General features: G+C 72.6%; 13 protein-coding genes. 4 read left to right on the top strand and 9 right to left on the bottom strand.

Features of this window, described 5'->3' with window-relative positions; translation table 11 throughout:
- Positions 1 to 37: 37 nt before the first annotated feature.
- A complete protein-coding gene (locus EJC51_RS37530) occupies positions 38 to 1885 on the top strand; it encodes a caspase family protein (RefSeq protein ID WP_126275124.1) in 1848 nt (615 codons plus the stop codon).
- A 7-nt stretch (positions 1886 to 1892) separates the two neighbouring features.
- On the opposite strand, the gene EJC51_RS37525 is transcribed toward EJC51_RS37530, so the two are convergent.
- Together EJC51_RS37525 and EJC51_RS37520 are read right to left on the bottom strand one after the other, a co-directional pair.
- Positions 1893 to 4751, bottom strand: coding sequence for a CHAT domain-containing protein (locus EJC51_RS37525; protein ID WP_244363028.1), 2859 nt, complete (start codon positions 4749 to 4751; stop codon positions 1893 to 1895).
- Positions 4752 to 5090: 339 nt separating this feature from the next.
- Positions 5091 to 6350 (bottom strand): sensor histidine kinase, encoded by a 1260-nt coding sequence (locus tag EJC51_RS37520; RefSeq protein WP_126275123.1) that lies wholly within the window; start codon positions 6348 to 6350, stop codon positions 5091 to 5093.
- 170 nt (positions 6351 to 6520) lie between these two features.
- On the opposite strand from EJC51_RS37520, the gene EJC51_RS37515 reads away from it, so the two are divergent.
- Positions 6521 to 6721, top strand: coding sequence for a hypothetical protein (locus tag EJC51_RS37515; RefSeq protein ID WP_126275122.1), 201 nt, complete (start codon positions 6521 to 6523; stop codon positions 6719 to 6721).
- 68 nt (positions 6722 to 6789) lie between these two features.
- Here the strand turns inward: EJC51_RS37515 and EJC51_RS37510 are convergent, their stop codons facing one another.
- The 4 genes from EJC51_RS37510 to EJC51_RS37495 all read right to left on the bottom strand — a co-directional run bounded on the left by EJC51_RS37510 (position 6790) and on the right by EJC51_RS37495 (position 9792).
- A complete protein-coding gene (locus tag EJC51_RS37510) occupies positions 6790 to 7179 on the bottom strand; it encodes a guanyl-specific ribonuclease (RefSeq protein ID WP_126275121.1) in 390 nt (129 codons plus the stop codon).
- Between the two features lie 85 nt (positions 7180 to 7264).
- Positions 7265 to 8170 (bottom strand): DMT family transporter, encoded by a 906-nt coding sequence (locus EJC51_RS37505; RefSeq protein ID WP_126275120.1) that lies wholly within the window; start codon positions 8168 to 8170, stop codon positions 7265 to 7267.
- Positions 8171 to 8261: 91 nt separating this feature from the next.
- Positions 8262 to 8888, bottom strand: coding sequence for a dihydrofolate reductase family protein (locus tag EJC51_RS37500; protein WP_126275119.1), 627 nt, complete (start codon positions 8886 to 8888; stop codon positions 8262 to 8264).
- An 88-nt stretch (positions 8889 to 8976) separates the two neighbouring features.
- Positions 8977 to 9792, bottom strand: coding sequence for an AIM24 family protein (locus tag EJC51_RS37495; protein WP_207924906.1), 816 nt, complete (start codon positions 9790 to 9792; stop codon positions 8977 to 8979).
- Between the two features lie 112 nt (positions 9793 to 9904).
- On the opposite strand from EJC51_RS37495, the gene EJC51_RS37490 reads away from it, so the two are divergent.
- Complete coding sequence (locus EJC51_RS37490) at positions 9905 to 10654, top strand: SDR family oxidoreductase (RefSeq protein ID WP_126275118.1); 750 nt, start codon at positions 9905 to 9907, stop codon at positions 10652 to 10654.
- A gap of 67 nt (positions 10655 to 10721) precedes the next feature.
- Here the strand turns inward: EJC51_RS37490 and alc are convergent, their stop codons facing one another.
- Together alc and allB are read right to left on the bottom strand one after the other, a co-directional pair.
- Entirely contained in the window at positions 10722 to 11837 is a 1116-nt protein-coding gene (gene alc, locus EJC51_RS37485; RefSeq protein ID WP_126275117.1) for an allantoicase, read from the bottom strand.
- Between the two features lie 93 nt (positions 11838 to 11930).
- Positions 11931 to 13268, bottom strand: a complete 1338-nt coding sequence (gene allB / locus EJC51_RS37480; protein WP_126275116.1) for an allantoinase AllB — start codon at positions 13266 to 13268, stop codon at positions 11931 to 11933.
- Between the two features lie 252 nt (positions 13269 to 13520).
- Here allB and EJC51_RS37475 point away from each other — a divergent pair, with 252 nt between their 5' ends.
- Entirely contained in the window at positions 13521 to 14315 is a 795-nt protein-coding gene (locus tag EJC51_RS37475; protein WP_097270468.1) for an IclR family transcriptional regulator, read from the top strand.
- A 42-nt stretch (positions 14316 to 14357) separates the two neighbouring features.
- On the opposite strand, the gene EJC51_RS37470 is transcribed toward EJC51_RS37475, so the two are convergent.
- Positions 14358 to 14648, bottom strand: coding sequence for a DUF5955 family protein (locus EJC51_RS37470; RefSeq protein ID WP_244363025.1), 291 nt, complete (start codon positions 14646 to 14648; stop codon positions 14358 to 14360).
- Between the last annotated feature and the right edge of the window lie 163 nt (positions 14649 to 14811).

The following is a 14811-nucleotide window of genomic DNA, read 5'->3' as shown; positions in this document are numbered from 1 at the left end:
CCCGTATGCGCCCTGTCATTGCTGGCAAGATCGCCGTATGCGCACCGTGTACGCCTTGTTCGTGGGCATCGACGACTATCCCGGACGCCATCGGCTGCGGGGCTGCGTCAACGACGCGAGAGAAGCGGAGCGTTGGCTGCGGCGGCAGACCGGGGCGCTGACGCCCGTGGTCAAGGCCCTGCACGACAAGGAGGCCTCCAGGGCGGCCGTGCTGGCGGCCGTGGAGCGGCATCTCGGGCAGTGCGGGCGGGACGACACCGCGCTGTTCTGGTTCAGCGGGCACGGCAGCGAGTACCGCACCGACGATCCGCGCGAGGCGACCGGCTGGGCGCAGGCGCTGGTGTGCCAGGACAGTCTGGGGCCGGGCGGCCGGCCGATGCTCCAGGACAGCGAGCTCGGCGCGCTGCTCGACGGCATCGCGGCGCACGGCAGCCATGTCCTCGCGGTCCTCGACTGCTGCCACGCGGGCGGCGCCACCCGCGACCTCGGCTTCGGGCCGCCCGGCGGGACGGGGCGGGGAGTCGACTGGCAACCGTGGTGGCGGATCCCGGCCCGGGTCCGTGAGGCCGGCGGCGCGGATGCCGAGGCGGCGCGGCATGTGCTGCTCGCGGCCTGCCGTCCGGACGAGCGCGCGCACGAGAACGACATCGACGGACGGTACCGCGGCTACTTCAGTCACGCGCTGCTGGGCGCGCTCGACCGGCTGGGGCCCGCCGCCGCGTACGGCGCGCTGCACGCGCTGGCAGAGGAGGGGGTGCGCGCGAGGACGCCGTTCCAGCATCCCCAGCTGCGTGGCCCGGAGAACGGCGGCTTCCTGTCGGGGGATCCGGTCTCGGCCGGGCCGTTCCTGCTGCGGCACACGACGTCCGGCTGGGAGGTCAACTGCGGCCGGGCGCACGGGCTGCGGGCGGCCGGCGCGGAGTTCACTCTGATGGGCGGGCTCGCGTCACGCAAGGTTGTCGTACGCCATGTGCTGCCCGAGTCCTGTCTGGTGGACCCGGACGGCTGGCAACCCGGGCCGCGCGACCGGCACTTGGCGCATCCGGTGACACCGACCGCGCTCGCGTTCACGCCCGCCGCCGTGACGCTCGCCGGGGACGCCGGGGCCGTACGGCTGCTGTCGGCGGCCATGGCGCCGGTGCCGGTGCTCGCCGACGGCGGGGAGGGGCTGCCCTTGCGGGTGGACGTGGCGGGCGGATGGGCTCGGGTGTCGGGCGGAGCCGGGTATCCGGTGCCCGATCTGCCGTTGCGGACGCGGGCGGACGCGGAGCGGGTCGTCGACTGCCTGGCACATCTGGCCCGTTGGCATCACATCCTGGAGCTGCACAATCCCGACGCCCTGCTGTCGTCGCTGGTCCGGGTGACCGTCGAGGGCACTTCCGCGGGGCGGGTGGAGCACTGCGCGGACGGCGAGATCGTCTGCGGGTACACCCCGGACGGCCGGGAGCCGCAGGTGATGGTCCGCGTCCACAACGACTCCCACCGTCAACTGTGGTGCGTATTACTGGATCTGACGGATGGTTACGCGTGCTCGCCGCATCTGTACGAGGGTGAGTTCGTCGCGCCCGGCAAGGCCGGTTCAGCGCGGCACGGAGAACCGGTGTGGCTGCGGCTGCCGCCGGGGCGGGCGTTGCTTCGGGGAGCCTTCGCGCGGGACTGGCTGAAGGTGATCGTGACCGAGAATGAGCTGAACCTCGCCCCGTTCCGGCTGCCCGCCTGGCCTCCCACCGGCCCCGCCGCGGGGCCCCGCGAGAGCGAAGCGGGCGGTGACGGCGGCCTGTTGCGGCTCACTTCGCCGGTGCACAGGCGGGACGCGGGCGGGCCGGCGGGCCATGTGGGCCGCTGGGGAACGGCCCAGGTCGTGGTGCGCACCCAGGTCACCTGAACCCGGTTCACCAGCCCAGGTGGGTGAAGCCGGCCCAGGCGGTCAGGTCGGCTCCGCTGATCCGGCGGACGCGGCCCTGGAGTTGGGCCGGCATGCCGGGCGGGGCCGTGCGGTGGTCGTCCAGCATCCACAACTGCGCGCTGCGCAGGGCGGGTCCGGGCGCGAGGCCGTCGCGGCTCATGAAGTGGTGGGTCATGTACATCAGCAGGGAGGTCGCCTCGTCGGGCACCGGCCACAGCGAGCCGATCACCGAGCGGGCACCGGCCACGAGGAACGCGGTGGACAGGCTGTACGCCTCGTCGTAGCCGCGCCCCGACACGTTGGTGCGGCACGCGGCGAGGACGACCAGCTCCAGCTCCCGGAAGCGGCTGCTGCCCTCGGTGAGTTCCTCGGCCGCCAACTCGCCGCCGGACAGGGCGAGATAGGCGCTGTGCCGCTCGCCCTGGCGCACCACGCCGTGGCAGGCGAGATGCAGCAGTCCGCCGCGCTGCCCGCGCAGCCAGTCGGTGACGGCGGCAGGCGTGGCCCGGCCGGGGCCCAGCAGTTCGCCCTTCGGGTGGAAGGCGCGGTGGATGGCCTCGGCCTCCTCGCCCGCGTGGTGCAGGTCGCGGGTGGGGTTGCCGACGACGAGGGCCTGCCTGACCCGGGTGGCGGGCCGGGCGGCCACCTCGCACAGCAGCCGGGCCGAGGGCAGATAGGAGATGTCCGCCTCGTGACAGGCGCGACGGCCGTGCCTCCCGGGCATCCGGGCCGCGTGCCAGGGCACGGCGCCGAGTTCCGCCATGGGCACCAGCACGACGGAGGGGACCCGGCCGTAGCCGCGCGGGAGGTGCTTGAGGAGCGGTTCCATCACCGCCGTACCGGCCCAGTCGCAGAGCCGTTCCAGGGCGGCCCGGCTCACCTCCGGGCGGGGCGGCGGGGTGAGGGTGGGGGTGGGGTCGGTGGGCGGGCCGCCGGCGTCGCGGCCGGGGGTGCCGGTGGCACGGTAGGAGGCCAACTCCGGTGCCTCGACGAGGAGTCGGGGCAAGGGCAGGGCCCGGGTGCTGCCGTCGGCCGAGACGATGAGCGCCTGACCTTCGTCGGCGTACCGGCCGAAGACCACCCGGTCCGTCAGGCTCACGTCCTCCGCGCTGCCGGGGACGAGGTAGACGAGAGCGGTCGCCCCCATGGCGCGCAGGGCCGCGCCGATCTCCTCGGGGGAGGGCGCGTCCAGCAGCCGCTGCCGCAGCGGGGACGCGGAGAGCACCTTAAGGACCCGGCGGCGTAACCGGCTGGACGGGCCGGAGACGGGCAGCTGCCCCGCGAGGGTCAGCCCGGCCTCCGGCTGGGGTGCGACCACGGCCCCGGCACGGCGCCATTCGTCGGCGAGTTCCGGCTGCCCCGCGGCGGCCAGCAGGTCGGGCACGGTGGTCGCCACCGTCGCGGCATGCAGGGCGAGTCCGCGTCCGGCGTCGAGGGCGCGGACGGCGTCGGCGTGGGCGCCGTCGGCGATGCACCAGCGGGCCACGTCGAGCGCGTTCTCGCCGGCCCGCCGGGCGGTCTGGGCGGCGTGGGCGGTACCGGACTGGAGGATGCCCTGCCAGGCCGCGGACCGCAGCGCGTCGAGGCCGACGCGCCGGGACTCCTCGTGGTTGCGGCGCTTGGCGTGGCGGTCGCGTGGATGCAGGTAGTCGCCGCGCACCCGGTACGCCATGGCGAGCGCCATCCCGGTGTTCCCCCAGATCGGGTGATCCGGTCCGCCGGTCAGCTTGTGGGTGTGCCGCAGCCAGGAGATGCCCTGGTCCAGGAGGTGGGGGCAGTCGGCGCGGGGGGCGATGGCGTTCATGGCGAGCATGCAGTGGGCCATGCCGAGGGTGCCGGCGTTGCGCAGCCACCGTTCGTCGTCGGGCTCCAGCAGGTCCATGGCCTCCTCGACCAGGGCGAGCGCCTCGACGGTGCCCCGGTGGTCGCCGGCGAGCATGGCGCGCGTCGCACGGGTGAGACCGACGTCGCCGAGCCGGTCGATCCGCGTGTTCTCCGGGACCGGTCCGAGTTGCCGTCGCACCTCGTCCAGGGGAGTCGCGGGCGGGAAGTCCGCCGCGGTGAGGTCTTCGCCGGTACGGCGGGCACGGAGGACCAGCAGGTTGCCGCGGGCGGCGTCGAGGTAGGCCTCCAGGTTGGGCCGGTCCATCTGGTTCGGCGACAGTTGCGCCAGGGTGGACTCCATCTCCCTGATTCGCAGGGCGAGTTCGTCCTCGTCCTCGCGCCGGGTGGCCTGGTGGGCGCGGTATCCGGCCAGCTGCACGGCCAGGACCACGCGCTGCTGTTCGCCTAAGGCCGGGGAGTCGGCGAGCCGGGCCAGGTCCTCGACGGCGGAGTCGAAGTCGTCCTCGCCGCCGCCGAGTTGGGCCAGGTGGATACGGGCTGCGGCATGGGACACCTCGACCGCGTCCCGCTGGGGGCTGCCGGGCGGCAGCATGTCGCGGGACGCCTCCAGACGGGCCAGCGACGCCTCCAACTCCGCGGGATCGCCCAGGTGCTGCATCGCCTGCATGCCGCTCGCCCCCAGGACGCCGGCCTGCCAGGCCTGTTCCTGCGGCCCGTACTTCCGTGCCTCGTCCAGGAGTTCCCGGTGCCGCCCCGCGTCGGCGACCGGCCGGTCGAACATCAGGTGGGGAAGGATGCTGATGATCTGCCCCGCGCGCAGACCGGACATCGTGGTGCCCCGGGGCAGCGCCTTCCAGTCCTCGTACAGCATGTCGTACGCCTCGCGGCCCGAGGCGCAGCCCAGATGGTCGAGCACCAGGGAGGTGAGCCGGACCATGTCCTGGGCGTCGTTCAGCCCCTGGCGCGCGCTCTGCTGGACCTCGTAGATCAGTGCGTGCAAGTCATAGGCGTGCTGCGGCACTTCAGATCGTCCGTTCCGGCCGCCGTGGCGCGGCCTGAGTCCAGTACGACGCGAGGACGCCGTTGAGCCGACGCTCGCCCTCCTCGGTCCCGGAGCCGACCGACAGCACCCCTGTGATCACCGGCCCGCCGCATCGGCCCCAAGTACCGCACAGCGGACCACGCTAGCGGGTTCGAAGGGCGGCGAAGGGGGTGTTGATGGGACGTCACCTGGTCGTGGACGGGGCGGAGTTGGGGCGCATCGGGGCTGGTCGGTGCGGCACGAGGCGAGCCCGGGGAGCGGGAACGAGGCGTCGGCAGAGTGTCACCGGCTCCTCCCTCACCCCCAGGGCAGCCAGGCCCGTACCCCGAAGCCCCCGTCCCCCTCCGGGCCGTGTTCCAGTCGGCCGCCGGCCAGGGTGGCTCGTTCGGTCAGGCCGATCAGGCCCTGGCCGGAGCCGGGTACGGGGGCCACCTCGCCGTCGGGTGCCGGGTTGTGGACGGAGATGGTGAGGCCCTCTCCGGGGGCGCCTTCGACGGAGACGGTGACCTCGGTGCCGGGGGCGTGTTTGCGGGCGTTGGTGAGGCCCTCCTGGGCGATGCGGTAGGCGGTGCGGCCGACGGAGGCGGGGACGACCGCGGGGTCGGTGACGCGGGTGTCGAGGACGACCTTCATGCCGGCCTCGCGGGACTCGGCGACCAGCGCGTCGAGGGCGGCGAGGGTGGGCTGCGGGCGGCCCGTGTCGTCCTGGTCGCCCGCCCGCAGGACGCCGATGATCTCCCGCAGGTCCTGGAGGGCCTCGTGGGCGCTCTCCCGGATCACGCCGGCCGCCCGGGCGACCTCCTCCTGGGGTGCGTCGGGCCGGAACTCCAGCGCGCCCGCGTGCACGCTGAGCAGGGTCAGCCGGTGGGCGAGGACGTCGTGCATCTCGCGGGCGATGGCCTCGCGGGCCAGCCGCTGCGCCTGCTCGGCGCGCAACCGGGCCTCGGTCTCGGCGCGCCGGGCGCGGTCCCGGAGGCTCAGCATGAGCTGCCGCTTGGAGCGCACGACCAGACCGCAGGCGACCACCACCGCGACCATCAGCACGGTCATGACGACCGAGGCGAGGTACGGCAGGTCGACGTCGGGGCGCATCCAGTAGTAGAGCGGGATCAGCGCGATGTTGATGCCGCCCAGCCAGGCCACGTACCGGAAGGGCCGGTGCACGGCGAGGGTGAACAGGGCGATCAGACAGGCGCCGCCCGCGGTGTCCGAGACCAGCCCCACGGGGACCGTCGCGACGGCGAGGCCGAGCGGCCAGCGGCGGCGCAGCCAGACCGCGCCGCAGGCGACCGCGCCGATCAGCTGGTCGAGATGGGCGAGGTTCTCGGAGACGTGGGGGTTGCGGGCCAGGCTGTCCGCGCCGATCAGGCCGATGGTCACGGCGACGACGAAGCAGCTGAAGTCGACGAGCCAGTCGCGGGCGGTGCGCCGGGGCCGGCGGCCGGCGCGGTCGGCGTCCGGGTCGAGTTCGTTCAGGACGGCTGAGGGCAGCAGCCAGCGCCGGCCCGCGAAGAACTGGGGCACCGCCGTCTGCTTGTCACCGCTCACGGTCGACAAATCTACGCACGGAATCCCGGCGGCACCTCCACGCGGACGGCATCACCTACCAAAGTCGCGGGAGAGGCGACTTTCGGCGTGGCGGGGTCGCGCGCTCCGGGTACTTCCGGCGGACGTGGCTCGCCCCGCGGCCGATGACTGTGGGGGGACCGCGGGGCGAGGGTCGTGCCATGAAGCACTTGCTGGAACTGATCGGATTTCTCGCCCTGGTGCAGGGCGTCGCCGGCCTCGTGAACGAGTTCACCGACTGGCACTGGGGACTCGTGCAGAAGCTGGGCTTCCTCGACGGCCACGAGCTCTACGCGAGCATCGCCCTGGTGGTGCTGGCGATCGCGCTGTTCGCCGCCGCGGAGAGCCGGAAGTCCGGCTGAACGCGGACCGGACCTCCGGCTGGTCGCACTGTTCCTCGACGCCTCGGTGGGGGTTTCGACCCGTCGGCTCAGCAGCCGTAGTCGATCAGGTCGAACGTGGCGTAGTGGTCCGCGGTGTAGTAGTCCTCCTGGTACTCCTCACCCGTCACGATGCGGCGCGCGCCGCGCGTGGAGGAGCCGGGCGTCTTGACCGTGTACTCGTGGTAGTACCCGGTGGACTGCGAGGGCAGGACGCCTTCCCGGTTCTGGAAGACGGCGCCGTCCTGGGAGTACGGGTAGGGGCCGCCCTGGTCGATCAGCCTCAGGGTGTCGTACGCCTGGGAGGGCAGGTCGCCGTAACAGATGCTGCCGACCGCTGCGGCCGCGGGGGAAGCCGTGGCGACGGTTCCGCCGACGAGGAGAGCGGACAGGACGGCGGCTGCGGCGCCGATGCGAGTGATTCGTGGGGGGAATCTCATGCGCTCATGATGACGCGCGTAGACAGTGGCATGTCAATGACAACTCCGGAGATTTTCCCGTCAAGTCCGATGAGTTTTCCGGGAGTTAACTTGCGGCCCTGCGCCCCCACGCGGTCCCCACAAGCACCAGCGCACCGCCCGCGAGACCGAGCGCGCCGAGGTGTTCGCCGCCCAGGGCGATGCCCGCGAGGGCGGCCCACAGGGGCTCGGTGCCGAGCAGCAGGCTGACCCGGGACGGGGAGGTGCGGCGGACCGCCCACATCTGCACGAAGAACGCGAAGAGCGTGCAGAACGCGGACAGGAACAGCAGCCCGGCCCACTCCCGCGGCCCGAAGTCCGCGGCCGTCCCCCACGGCGTGGCGTCGGCGCCGGTCGACAGCAGCGCGAACACCGCCACGGCGGCGCCGAGTTGGACGGTGGTCAGGGACAGGGCGTCGGCGCCCTCCACCGCCTTGATACGGGACATGGCGAGCACGTGGACGGTCCGGGCGAGCGCGGCGAGCAGCATGAGCAGGTCGCCGAGGGAGGGCGGGGTGAAGCCGCCGCCCTGGGTGAGCAGGACGACGCCGAGCACGGAGAGGGCGGCGGCGCCGAGGAAGGCCCGCGAGGGGCGGGTGCGGGTGACGGCGGCCTCGGCGAGCGGCGTGAAGATCATGGTGAGGCTGATGATGAGGCCGGCGTTGGTCGCCGAGGTGTGGACGACGCCGTACGTCTCCAGCAGGAAGATCCCGCTGAGGATCAGCCCGAGCACCCCGGCACCCCGCCACTGGGCGGCGCTCAGGGCGCGCAGCGCGCGCCGTCCGGCGACGGCCAGGACCGGCAGGACGATCGCGAAGCGCAGCACCAGGACCGCGATCACGGTCCGCGCGGTGGTGATGTCCTTGGCGGCGAGATAGCTCGCGCCCCACACGACCGCCACGAGCAGGACCGGCAGGTCGGTCAGCCAGGTGCGGCGCGGCGCGAGGGCGCCGGGTACGGCGATCGAGGACATCGGTGCGGCTCTCCCGGTCTCCGTCTGGGGTGTGGAGACGTCGGTGGCTCGCACGTGGAGCGATCACCGTACCCGCGTGGCTGAACTGGGGCTAGGCGTTTTCCGGGAGGTCGAACGTGCCGTACTCGGGGCGGCCCGCCTTGTCGTACGTCTGGATGGAGACGCCCTTGGAGGTGATGAGCCCGCCGCGGTGCGCGAAGGCGGTCGGGAGGCTGCCCTCGGCGAAGAGGCGGCGGCCGGCGCCCAGGACGACCGGGACGGTGATCACGTGGAAGGTGTCGATCAGGTCCAGGTTCAGCAGGGACTGCACGAGGGCTCCGCTGCCGTGGACCTGGAGCTCGCCGTCGGTGCGCTCCTTGAGGGCGGTGATCTCCTTGGCGAGGTCGCCGCCGATCACGGTGGTGTTGTGCCACTCGGGGGCGGTGAGCGTGGCCGAGGGGACATACTTCGGCAGGGCGTTGAGCCGGTCGGCGATGAGGTTGTCGGGGTCGGTCACCTTCGGCCAGTACGCGGCGAAGATGTCGTACGTACGACGGCCGAGGAGGAACGCGCCGACCTGGCCGAAGACCTCGGTGACGAAGCGGCCGAAGTCCTCGTCGTCGTACGGGACCATCCAGCCGCCCTGCTCGAAGCCGCCCCTGGGGTCCTCCTCGGGGCCGCCGGGGGCCTGGTAGACGCCGTCGAGGCTGACGAAGATCTGGGAGACGAGCTTGCCCATGGCGGGTGCCTTCTCTCGTGGGTGGGGTCTGTTGTCATCAGCTCAGACCCCACCGGCACCCGCAACTCATCGGTGGCGCCGCGCGGCCTCAGCCCGCGTGCGTGGAGAACAGGCCGCCCGTCGGGCCCTGCTTGTCGCCGCCCTGCGCCTTCTTCAGGGCGTTGGCGAGGCTCTCGATGGTCAGGGACTGGAGGATGACGCGTCCGTTGCCCTCCAGGGTGGCCAGGGAGAGGCCCTCGCCGCCGAACACGGCGTTCATCAGGCCCTGGCGGTTGAGGCCGCCGACGCGCTGGACGCCGTACTGGATGCCCTCCTCGAAGGCGACGACGCAGCCGGTGTCGACCTCGATGCGGCCGCCGAAGTCGGCCGGGTTGAGGTCGATGAAGTTTCCGGCGCCGGCGATGATCACGGTGCCGCGGCCGGTGAACTTCTCCAGGATGAAGCCCTCGCCGCCGCTGCGGCCGGTCCGGCCGCCCTGGAAGGCGATACCGAAGTCGACGGTGGACTCGGCGGCGACGAACGCGTCCTTCTCCGCGAACCACGCGCGCGTGCCGTCCAGCTCCAGGGCGCGCATCTCGCCGGGCAGGACGCCCGCGAAGCCGACGGTGCCCTCGCCGCCGGTGGACGTGAAGTACTGGAACGCCAGGGACTCGCCCGCGAGGGCGCGCTGGCCCACCTGCATGGCGGTGCCCATGGCCTGGCGGAGCATGCCGCCCATGCCGCCGGCGCCGCCCTGGGGCTGCTGTCCGCCGGGGTTCGACGGGCCGCTCAGGCGGGTCTCCATGGTGACGTTCGTGGTCTTGAACAGGAACTTTCCGGCCTCGCAGTACACGGTCTGGCCGGGCTGGAGGCTGACGACCGCCATCTGCATGGCGTTGCCGACGATGTCTTGCTGAAGGGTCACGGGAGGAGAACGCGGGAGGCGGAGGGAAGAGTTCCGGGTTCGGGTTCCGGGGTGCGAGTTCGGTGTCCGTTCGCCGCCAGCACGCGCGGGTGCGCACCGCTGAGATGGAGGCATGACAACGACTGACGGAACTCTGCACGGCAAGGTCGCCCTCGTCACCGGTGGGAGCCGGGGGATCGGGGCGGCGACGGTACTGCGGCTCGCGCGGGAGGGCGCGGACGTGGCGCTGACGTACGCGAACGGCAAGGAGGCGGCGGAGGACGTCGTACGGCGTGTCGAAGCGCTGGGGCGGCGTGCGGTCGCCCTGCGGGCGGACTCGGCGGACCCGCAGGAGGCGGCGGGGGCCGTGGCGGGTGCGGCGGAGGCGCTCGGCGGTCGCCTGGACGTGCTGGTGAACAACGTGGGTGTGGGGGTGCTGGGGCCGCTGGAAGGGCTGTCGCTCGCCGACGTGGACCGGGTGCTGGCCGTGAATGTGCGCGGGGTGTTCCTGGCCTCGCAGGCAGCGGCAGCGGTGATGGGGGCCGGCGGGCGGATCATCACGATCGGTACCTGCATGACCCAGCGGGTGCCGGGGCCCGGCGGCACGCTCTACGCGATGAGCAAGTCGGCGCTGGTCGGGCTGACGAAGGCGCTGGCCAGGGAGCTGGGCGGGCGGGGGATCACGGCGAACATCGTGCATCCCGGGCCGACGGACACCGACATGAACCCGGCGGACGGGCCGTATGCGGCGGGGCAGGCGGCGATGACGGCGCTGGGGCGGTTCGGGACGGCGGAGGAAGTGGCGGGGACGGTCGCGTATCTGGCGGGGGCGGAGTACGTGACCGGTGCGGAGTTCGCTGTGGACGGGGGGCATGCGGCGTGAGGCCGCAAACGCCGGACGGGCTGAGTGAGTCGGACCGTCCGGCGTTCACACAGAGAAGAGCAGCGGGTCAGCCGCCCAGCTCCTGATGCCTCGCCCGCAGCGTCGCCGCGCCGGTCTCCGTCAGCGACCCGAACAACCGCAGCCGCGAGATGCCGCCGTCCGGGAAGATGTCCACGCGCGCGTGGGTGCCGATCGCCGGGGCCGGGAGGACGAAACGGTGGTTGGTGTCGGGCTGGAGGCGGGTGCGGGGCAGGATCTCCTGCCAGGCACCCGTCTCGCCGTCCTGGACCGACACCGACGCCCAGCCCGCGCTGTTGCCCTTCAGATACGCCGTGTCGATCTCGATCGCGCGGATCTGGGACTGGGCCACCAGGCGGTAGCGGATCCAGTCGTTGCCCTGGTCGCGGCGGCGGCGGGTCTCCCAGCCGTCGTCCATCTTGCGGGAGCGGCCCGGCTGGATGGTGTTCGACGCCGGGGAGTAGAAGAGGTTGGAGGCGTCCTCGGCCCGGCCGCCGTTCTCCAGGGCGACCACGTCGAAGGTGCCGAGGACCGACAGCCACTCGGGGTCGGGGACGACCTCGCCGTACACGCGCAGGCGCGCGATGCCGCCGTCCGGGTGCTGGTTGACGCGCAGGTGCGTGAAGCGCTGCTCGACCGCCACCTCGAAGCCGTTGGCCGCGTGGCCGCCCACCGGCGTGCGCGGGACCAGCGTCGTCCACTTCACGTCGTCGCCGAGGAGTTCCTCCGGGGAGGGCGAACCCGCCACCGACGTGCCCTCGACCGACACCGCCTGCGGGTAGTTGCCGCGGAAGTGGGCCGTGTCGACGACGATCCCGCGGATCACGCCGGGCGCGCCGAGGCGGACCAGTGCCCAGTCGTGGTCCTCGGCCGTCGGCCACGGGTGCTCGGCGGACGCGCCGCGGCGGCGCCGCGTCTCCCAGCCGTCCATGATCTTGCCCTTGTGCCCGAAGTGCTCGGGGTCGAACTCGGCGCGCTCGGGCAGCAGCAGGTTCTCGCGCTGGGCGAAGAACTCGTCGTTGGCGGCGATGACTCCGGCGCCGAGCTGCCGGGCGGCGAGGTCGGCGTACTGGGTGAAGGGGAAGTCGGCGGTGCGGTAGTCGGCGTACGGGTCACCGCCGCCGTACGGGTGCGCATCGCCGGTGAAACTCGGAATCGCCGTCACGAAGAATGCCTTTCTGAAGAGTCGGCCGCTGCGGGTGCGGTGGTGAGAGTCAGGGTTTGCGGTGGTGAGAGCCAGGGGGTGCGGTGGTGAGAGTCAGGGGGTGCGGGTGAGGAGTCGGCCCTTCGGGTCCGTGAACTCGCCGTCCGCGACGATGCGTTCGCCGCGCAGCCAGGTCGACTTCACGACGCCGTACAGGGTCTTGCCCGCGTACGCCGTCACGCGGTTGCGGTGCTGGAGTTCTGCCGGGTCGACGGTGAACGTCTCGTCGGGTGCGAGGACGGCGAAGTCGGCGTCGCGGCCGGCCTCGATGGCGCCCTTCTGGTCCAGGCCGACCAACTCCGAGGTGCGCGTGGACATCCAGCGGACGACGTCCTCCAGCCCGTGGCCGCGCTTGCGGGCCTCCGTCCAGACCGCCGCCAGGCTCAGCTGGAGGCCCGAGATGCCGCCCCACGCCGTCGCGAAGTCGTCGGTCTTCAGGTCGGCCGTGGACGGGGAGTGGTCGGTGACGACGCAGTCGATGGTGCCGTCGGCCAGCGCCTGCCAGAGCAGGTCCTGGTTGGCGGACTCGCGGATGGGCGGACAGCACTTGAACTCGCTGGCGCCGTCCGGGACTTCCTCGGCCGTCAGGGTCAGATAGTGGGGGCAGGTCTCGACCGTCAGGCGGACGCCTTCGGCCTTGGCCGCGGCGACGAGCGGGAGGGCGTCGCTCGACGACAGGTGCAGGACGTGCACGCGCGCGTCCAACCGCTTGGCCTGGGCGATGAGTTGGGCGATCGCCGTGTCCTCGGCGTCGCGCGGGCGGGAGGCCAGGAAGTCGGCGTACTTGGGGCCGCCCTGCTGCGGGGCCGCCTCCAGGTGGTGCGGGTCCTCGGCGTGCACGATCAGCAGGCCGCCGAAGGAGGCGATCTCGGCCAGGGACTGGGCGAGCCGGTCCTGGTCCAGGTGCGGGAACTCGTCCACGCCGGACGGCGACAGGAACGCCTTGAAGCCGAAGACCCCGGCCTCGTGCAGCGGCCGCAGGTCCTTGACGTTGTCCGGCAGGGCGCCACCCCAGAAGCCGACGTCGATGTGCGCCTTGTCGGCGGCGACGTCCTTCTTGGTGCGGAGGTGGTCGACCGTGGTGGTCGGCGGGAGGGAGTTGAGGGGCATGTCGACGAGGGTCGTGATGCCGCCGGCCGCCGCCGCGCGCGTGGCGGTCCAGAAGCCCTCCCACTCGGTGCGGCCGGGGTCGTTGACGTGCACGTGGGTGTCGACCAGGCCGGGCAGGACGACGTGGTCGCCGACGTCCTCCAGGCGGGCGCCGGCGGGTACTTCGGCGTCGTACGGGAGTACGGCCGTGATCTTGCCGGCGGCGACCGCGACCGAGGCGGCGCGCGTCCCTTCCGGAGTGATGACGCGCGTCGAGCGCAGCACCAGTTCAGCGTCGGACACCCGAACCCCTCTCTGACACCGGTTTACTTCCGCGTAACGGAATTCAACTTTCTGTTGAAGGAGTCTTCACTCCCGTTCTCGCGCCGTCAAGGGCACACTTCCCCACAGCACCCTTGGCGCCCACACTCTGGACGTTTCCATAAAGCGGAATTAGAATTCCGACAGGCAGAACGTAGCTACGCACAACAAGGGAGTCAACCGACTGCCGGGTAGGCTTCTGCCCTTCCTGCCAGGTCCCGAAAGGAACGCGCCGTGCCGACGTCCAGCGCCAGCACCACCGACTCCGCCAAGTCCGCCGGCGGCGGGGTCCAGTCCCTCGAGCGCGCCTTCGATCTGCTGGAGCGGATGGCGGACGCGGGCGGCGAGGTCGGCCTCAGCGAGCTCTCCGCGACCAGCGGGCTGCCACTGCCCACCATCCACCGCCTCATGCGCACGCTCGTGGCCTGCGGATACGTCCGCCAGCAGCCCAACCGCCGCTATGCCCTCGGCCCCCGCCTGATCCGCCTCGGCGAGTCGGCCTCCCGGCTGCTCGGCACCTGGGCCCGCCCCTACCTCGCCCGGCTGGTCGAGGAGACCGGCGAGACGGCGAACATGGCCCTGCTCGACGGCGACGAGATCGTCTACGTCGCCCAGGTGCCGTCCAAGCACTCGATGCGCATGTTCACCGAGGTCGGCCGCCGTGTCCTGCCGCACTCCACCGGCGTCGGCAAGGCCCTCCTCGCCGACGTCCCGGACGCCGAGGTGCGCGCGCTGCTCTCCCGTACCGGCATGCCGGCCGCGACGGAGAAGACGATCACCACCCCGGACGGCTTCCTCGCGGCGCTGGCCGACGTACGGCAGCTCGGGTACGCGGTCGACGACAACGAGCAGGAGATCGGCGTCCGCTGCCTCGCGGTGTCCGTGCCCAACTCCCCCACGGCAGCGGCGATTTCCATCTCAGGCCCGGCGGGCCGCGTCACCGAGTCGGCCACGGACAAGATCGTGCCGGTGCTCCAGCAGGTGGCGACGGAACTCTCGGAGGCACTGGCCAGCCAGAGCCCTGCGTGAATCCGCCGGCCAGCCAGAGCCCTGCGGGAATCCGGCCGAGCCTCAGCCCCGCCCCGGCCCCCCGAACAGCTCCACCGCGTCCCGCACCTCCGCCAGCCCCCGCGACAGCGCGCTGACCGAGCCGATCGCGCCCGCGATCAGCAGCAGTGAGCGGCGCAGTCGCGGGATCTCCGGGGCGCCGTCGGTCGTCATCGCGGCCAGTGCCGCCAGCTCGTCCTCGGCGATCGCCCGGTCGGGGAACTCGGCCGGGTGCGCGGCGAGTTCGCGGCGCAGCCGGGAGACCGCGGCGCGCAGTCCCGCCACTCTCGGATCGTCCTCGTCGCTGCCGCTCACCGGCCTCTGCCCCAAGCTCCGCAACACAGCTCTCCCCCCGGCGCACCCCGTCGTGCGCCCCACCTCGTGATCCCGCCCGAAACAGCCCCGTGACGCTGGTCGGGCGCCGGGGGACGCGGGTCAGTAAACGCCACCCCGGGCGCGCCGCGCCACTGCGCGGACC

The organism is Streptomyces aquilus (assembly GCF_003955715.1).
Lineage (GTDB): Bacteria > Actinomycetota > Actinomycetes > Streptomycetales > Streptomycetaceae > Streptomyces > Streptomyces aquilus.
This window is presented reverse-complemented; position numbering and strand designations above follow the sequence as displayed.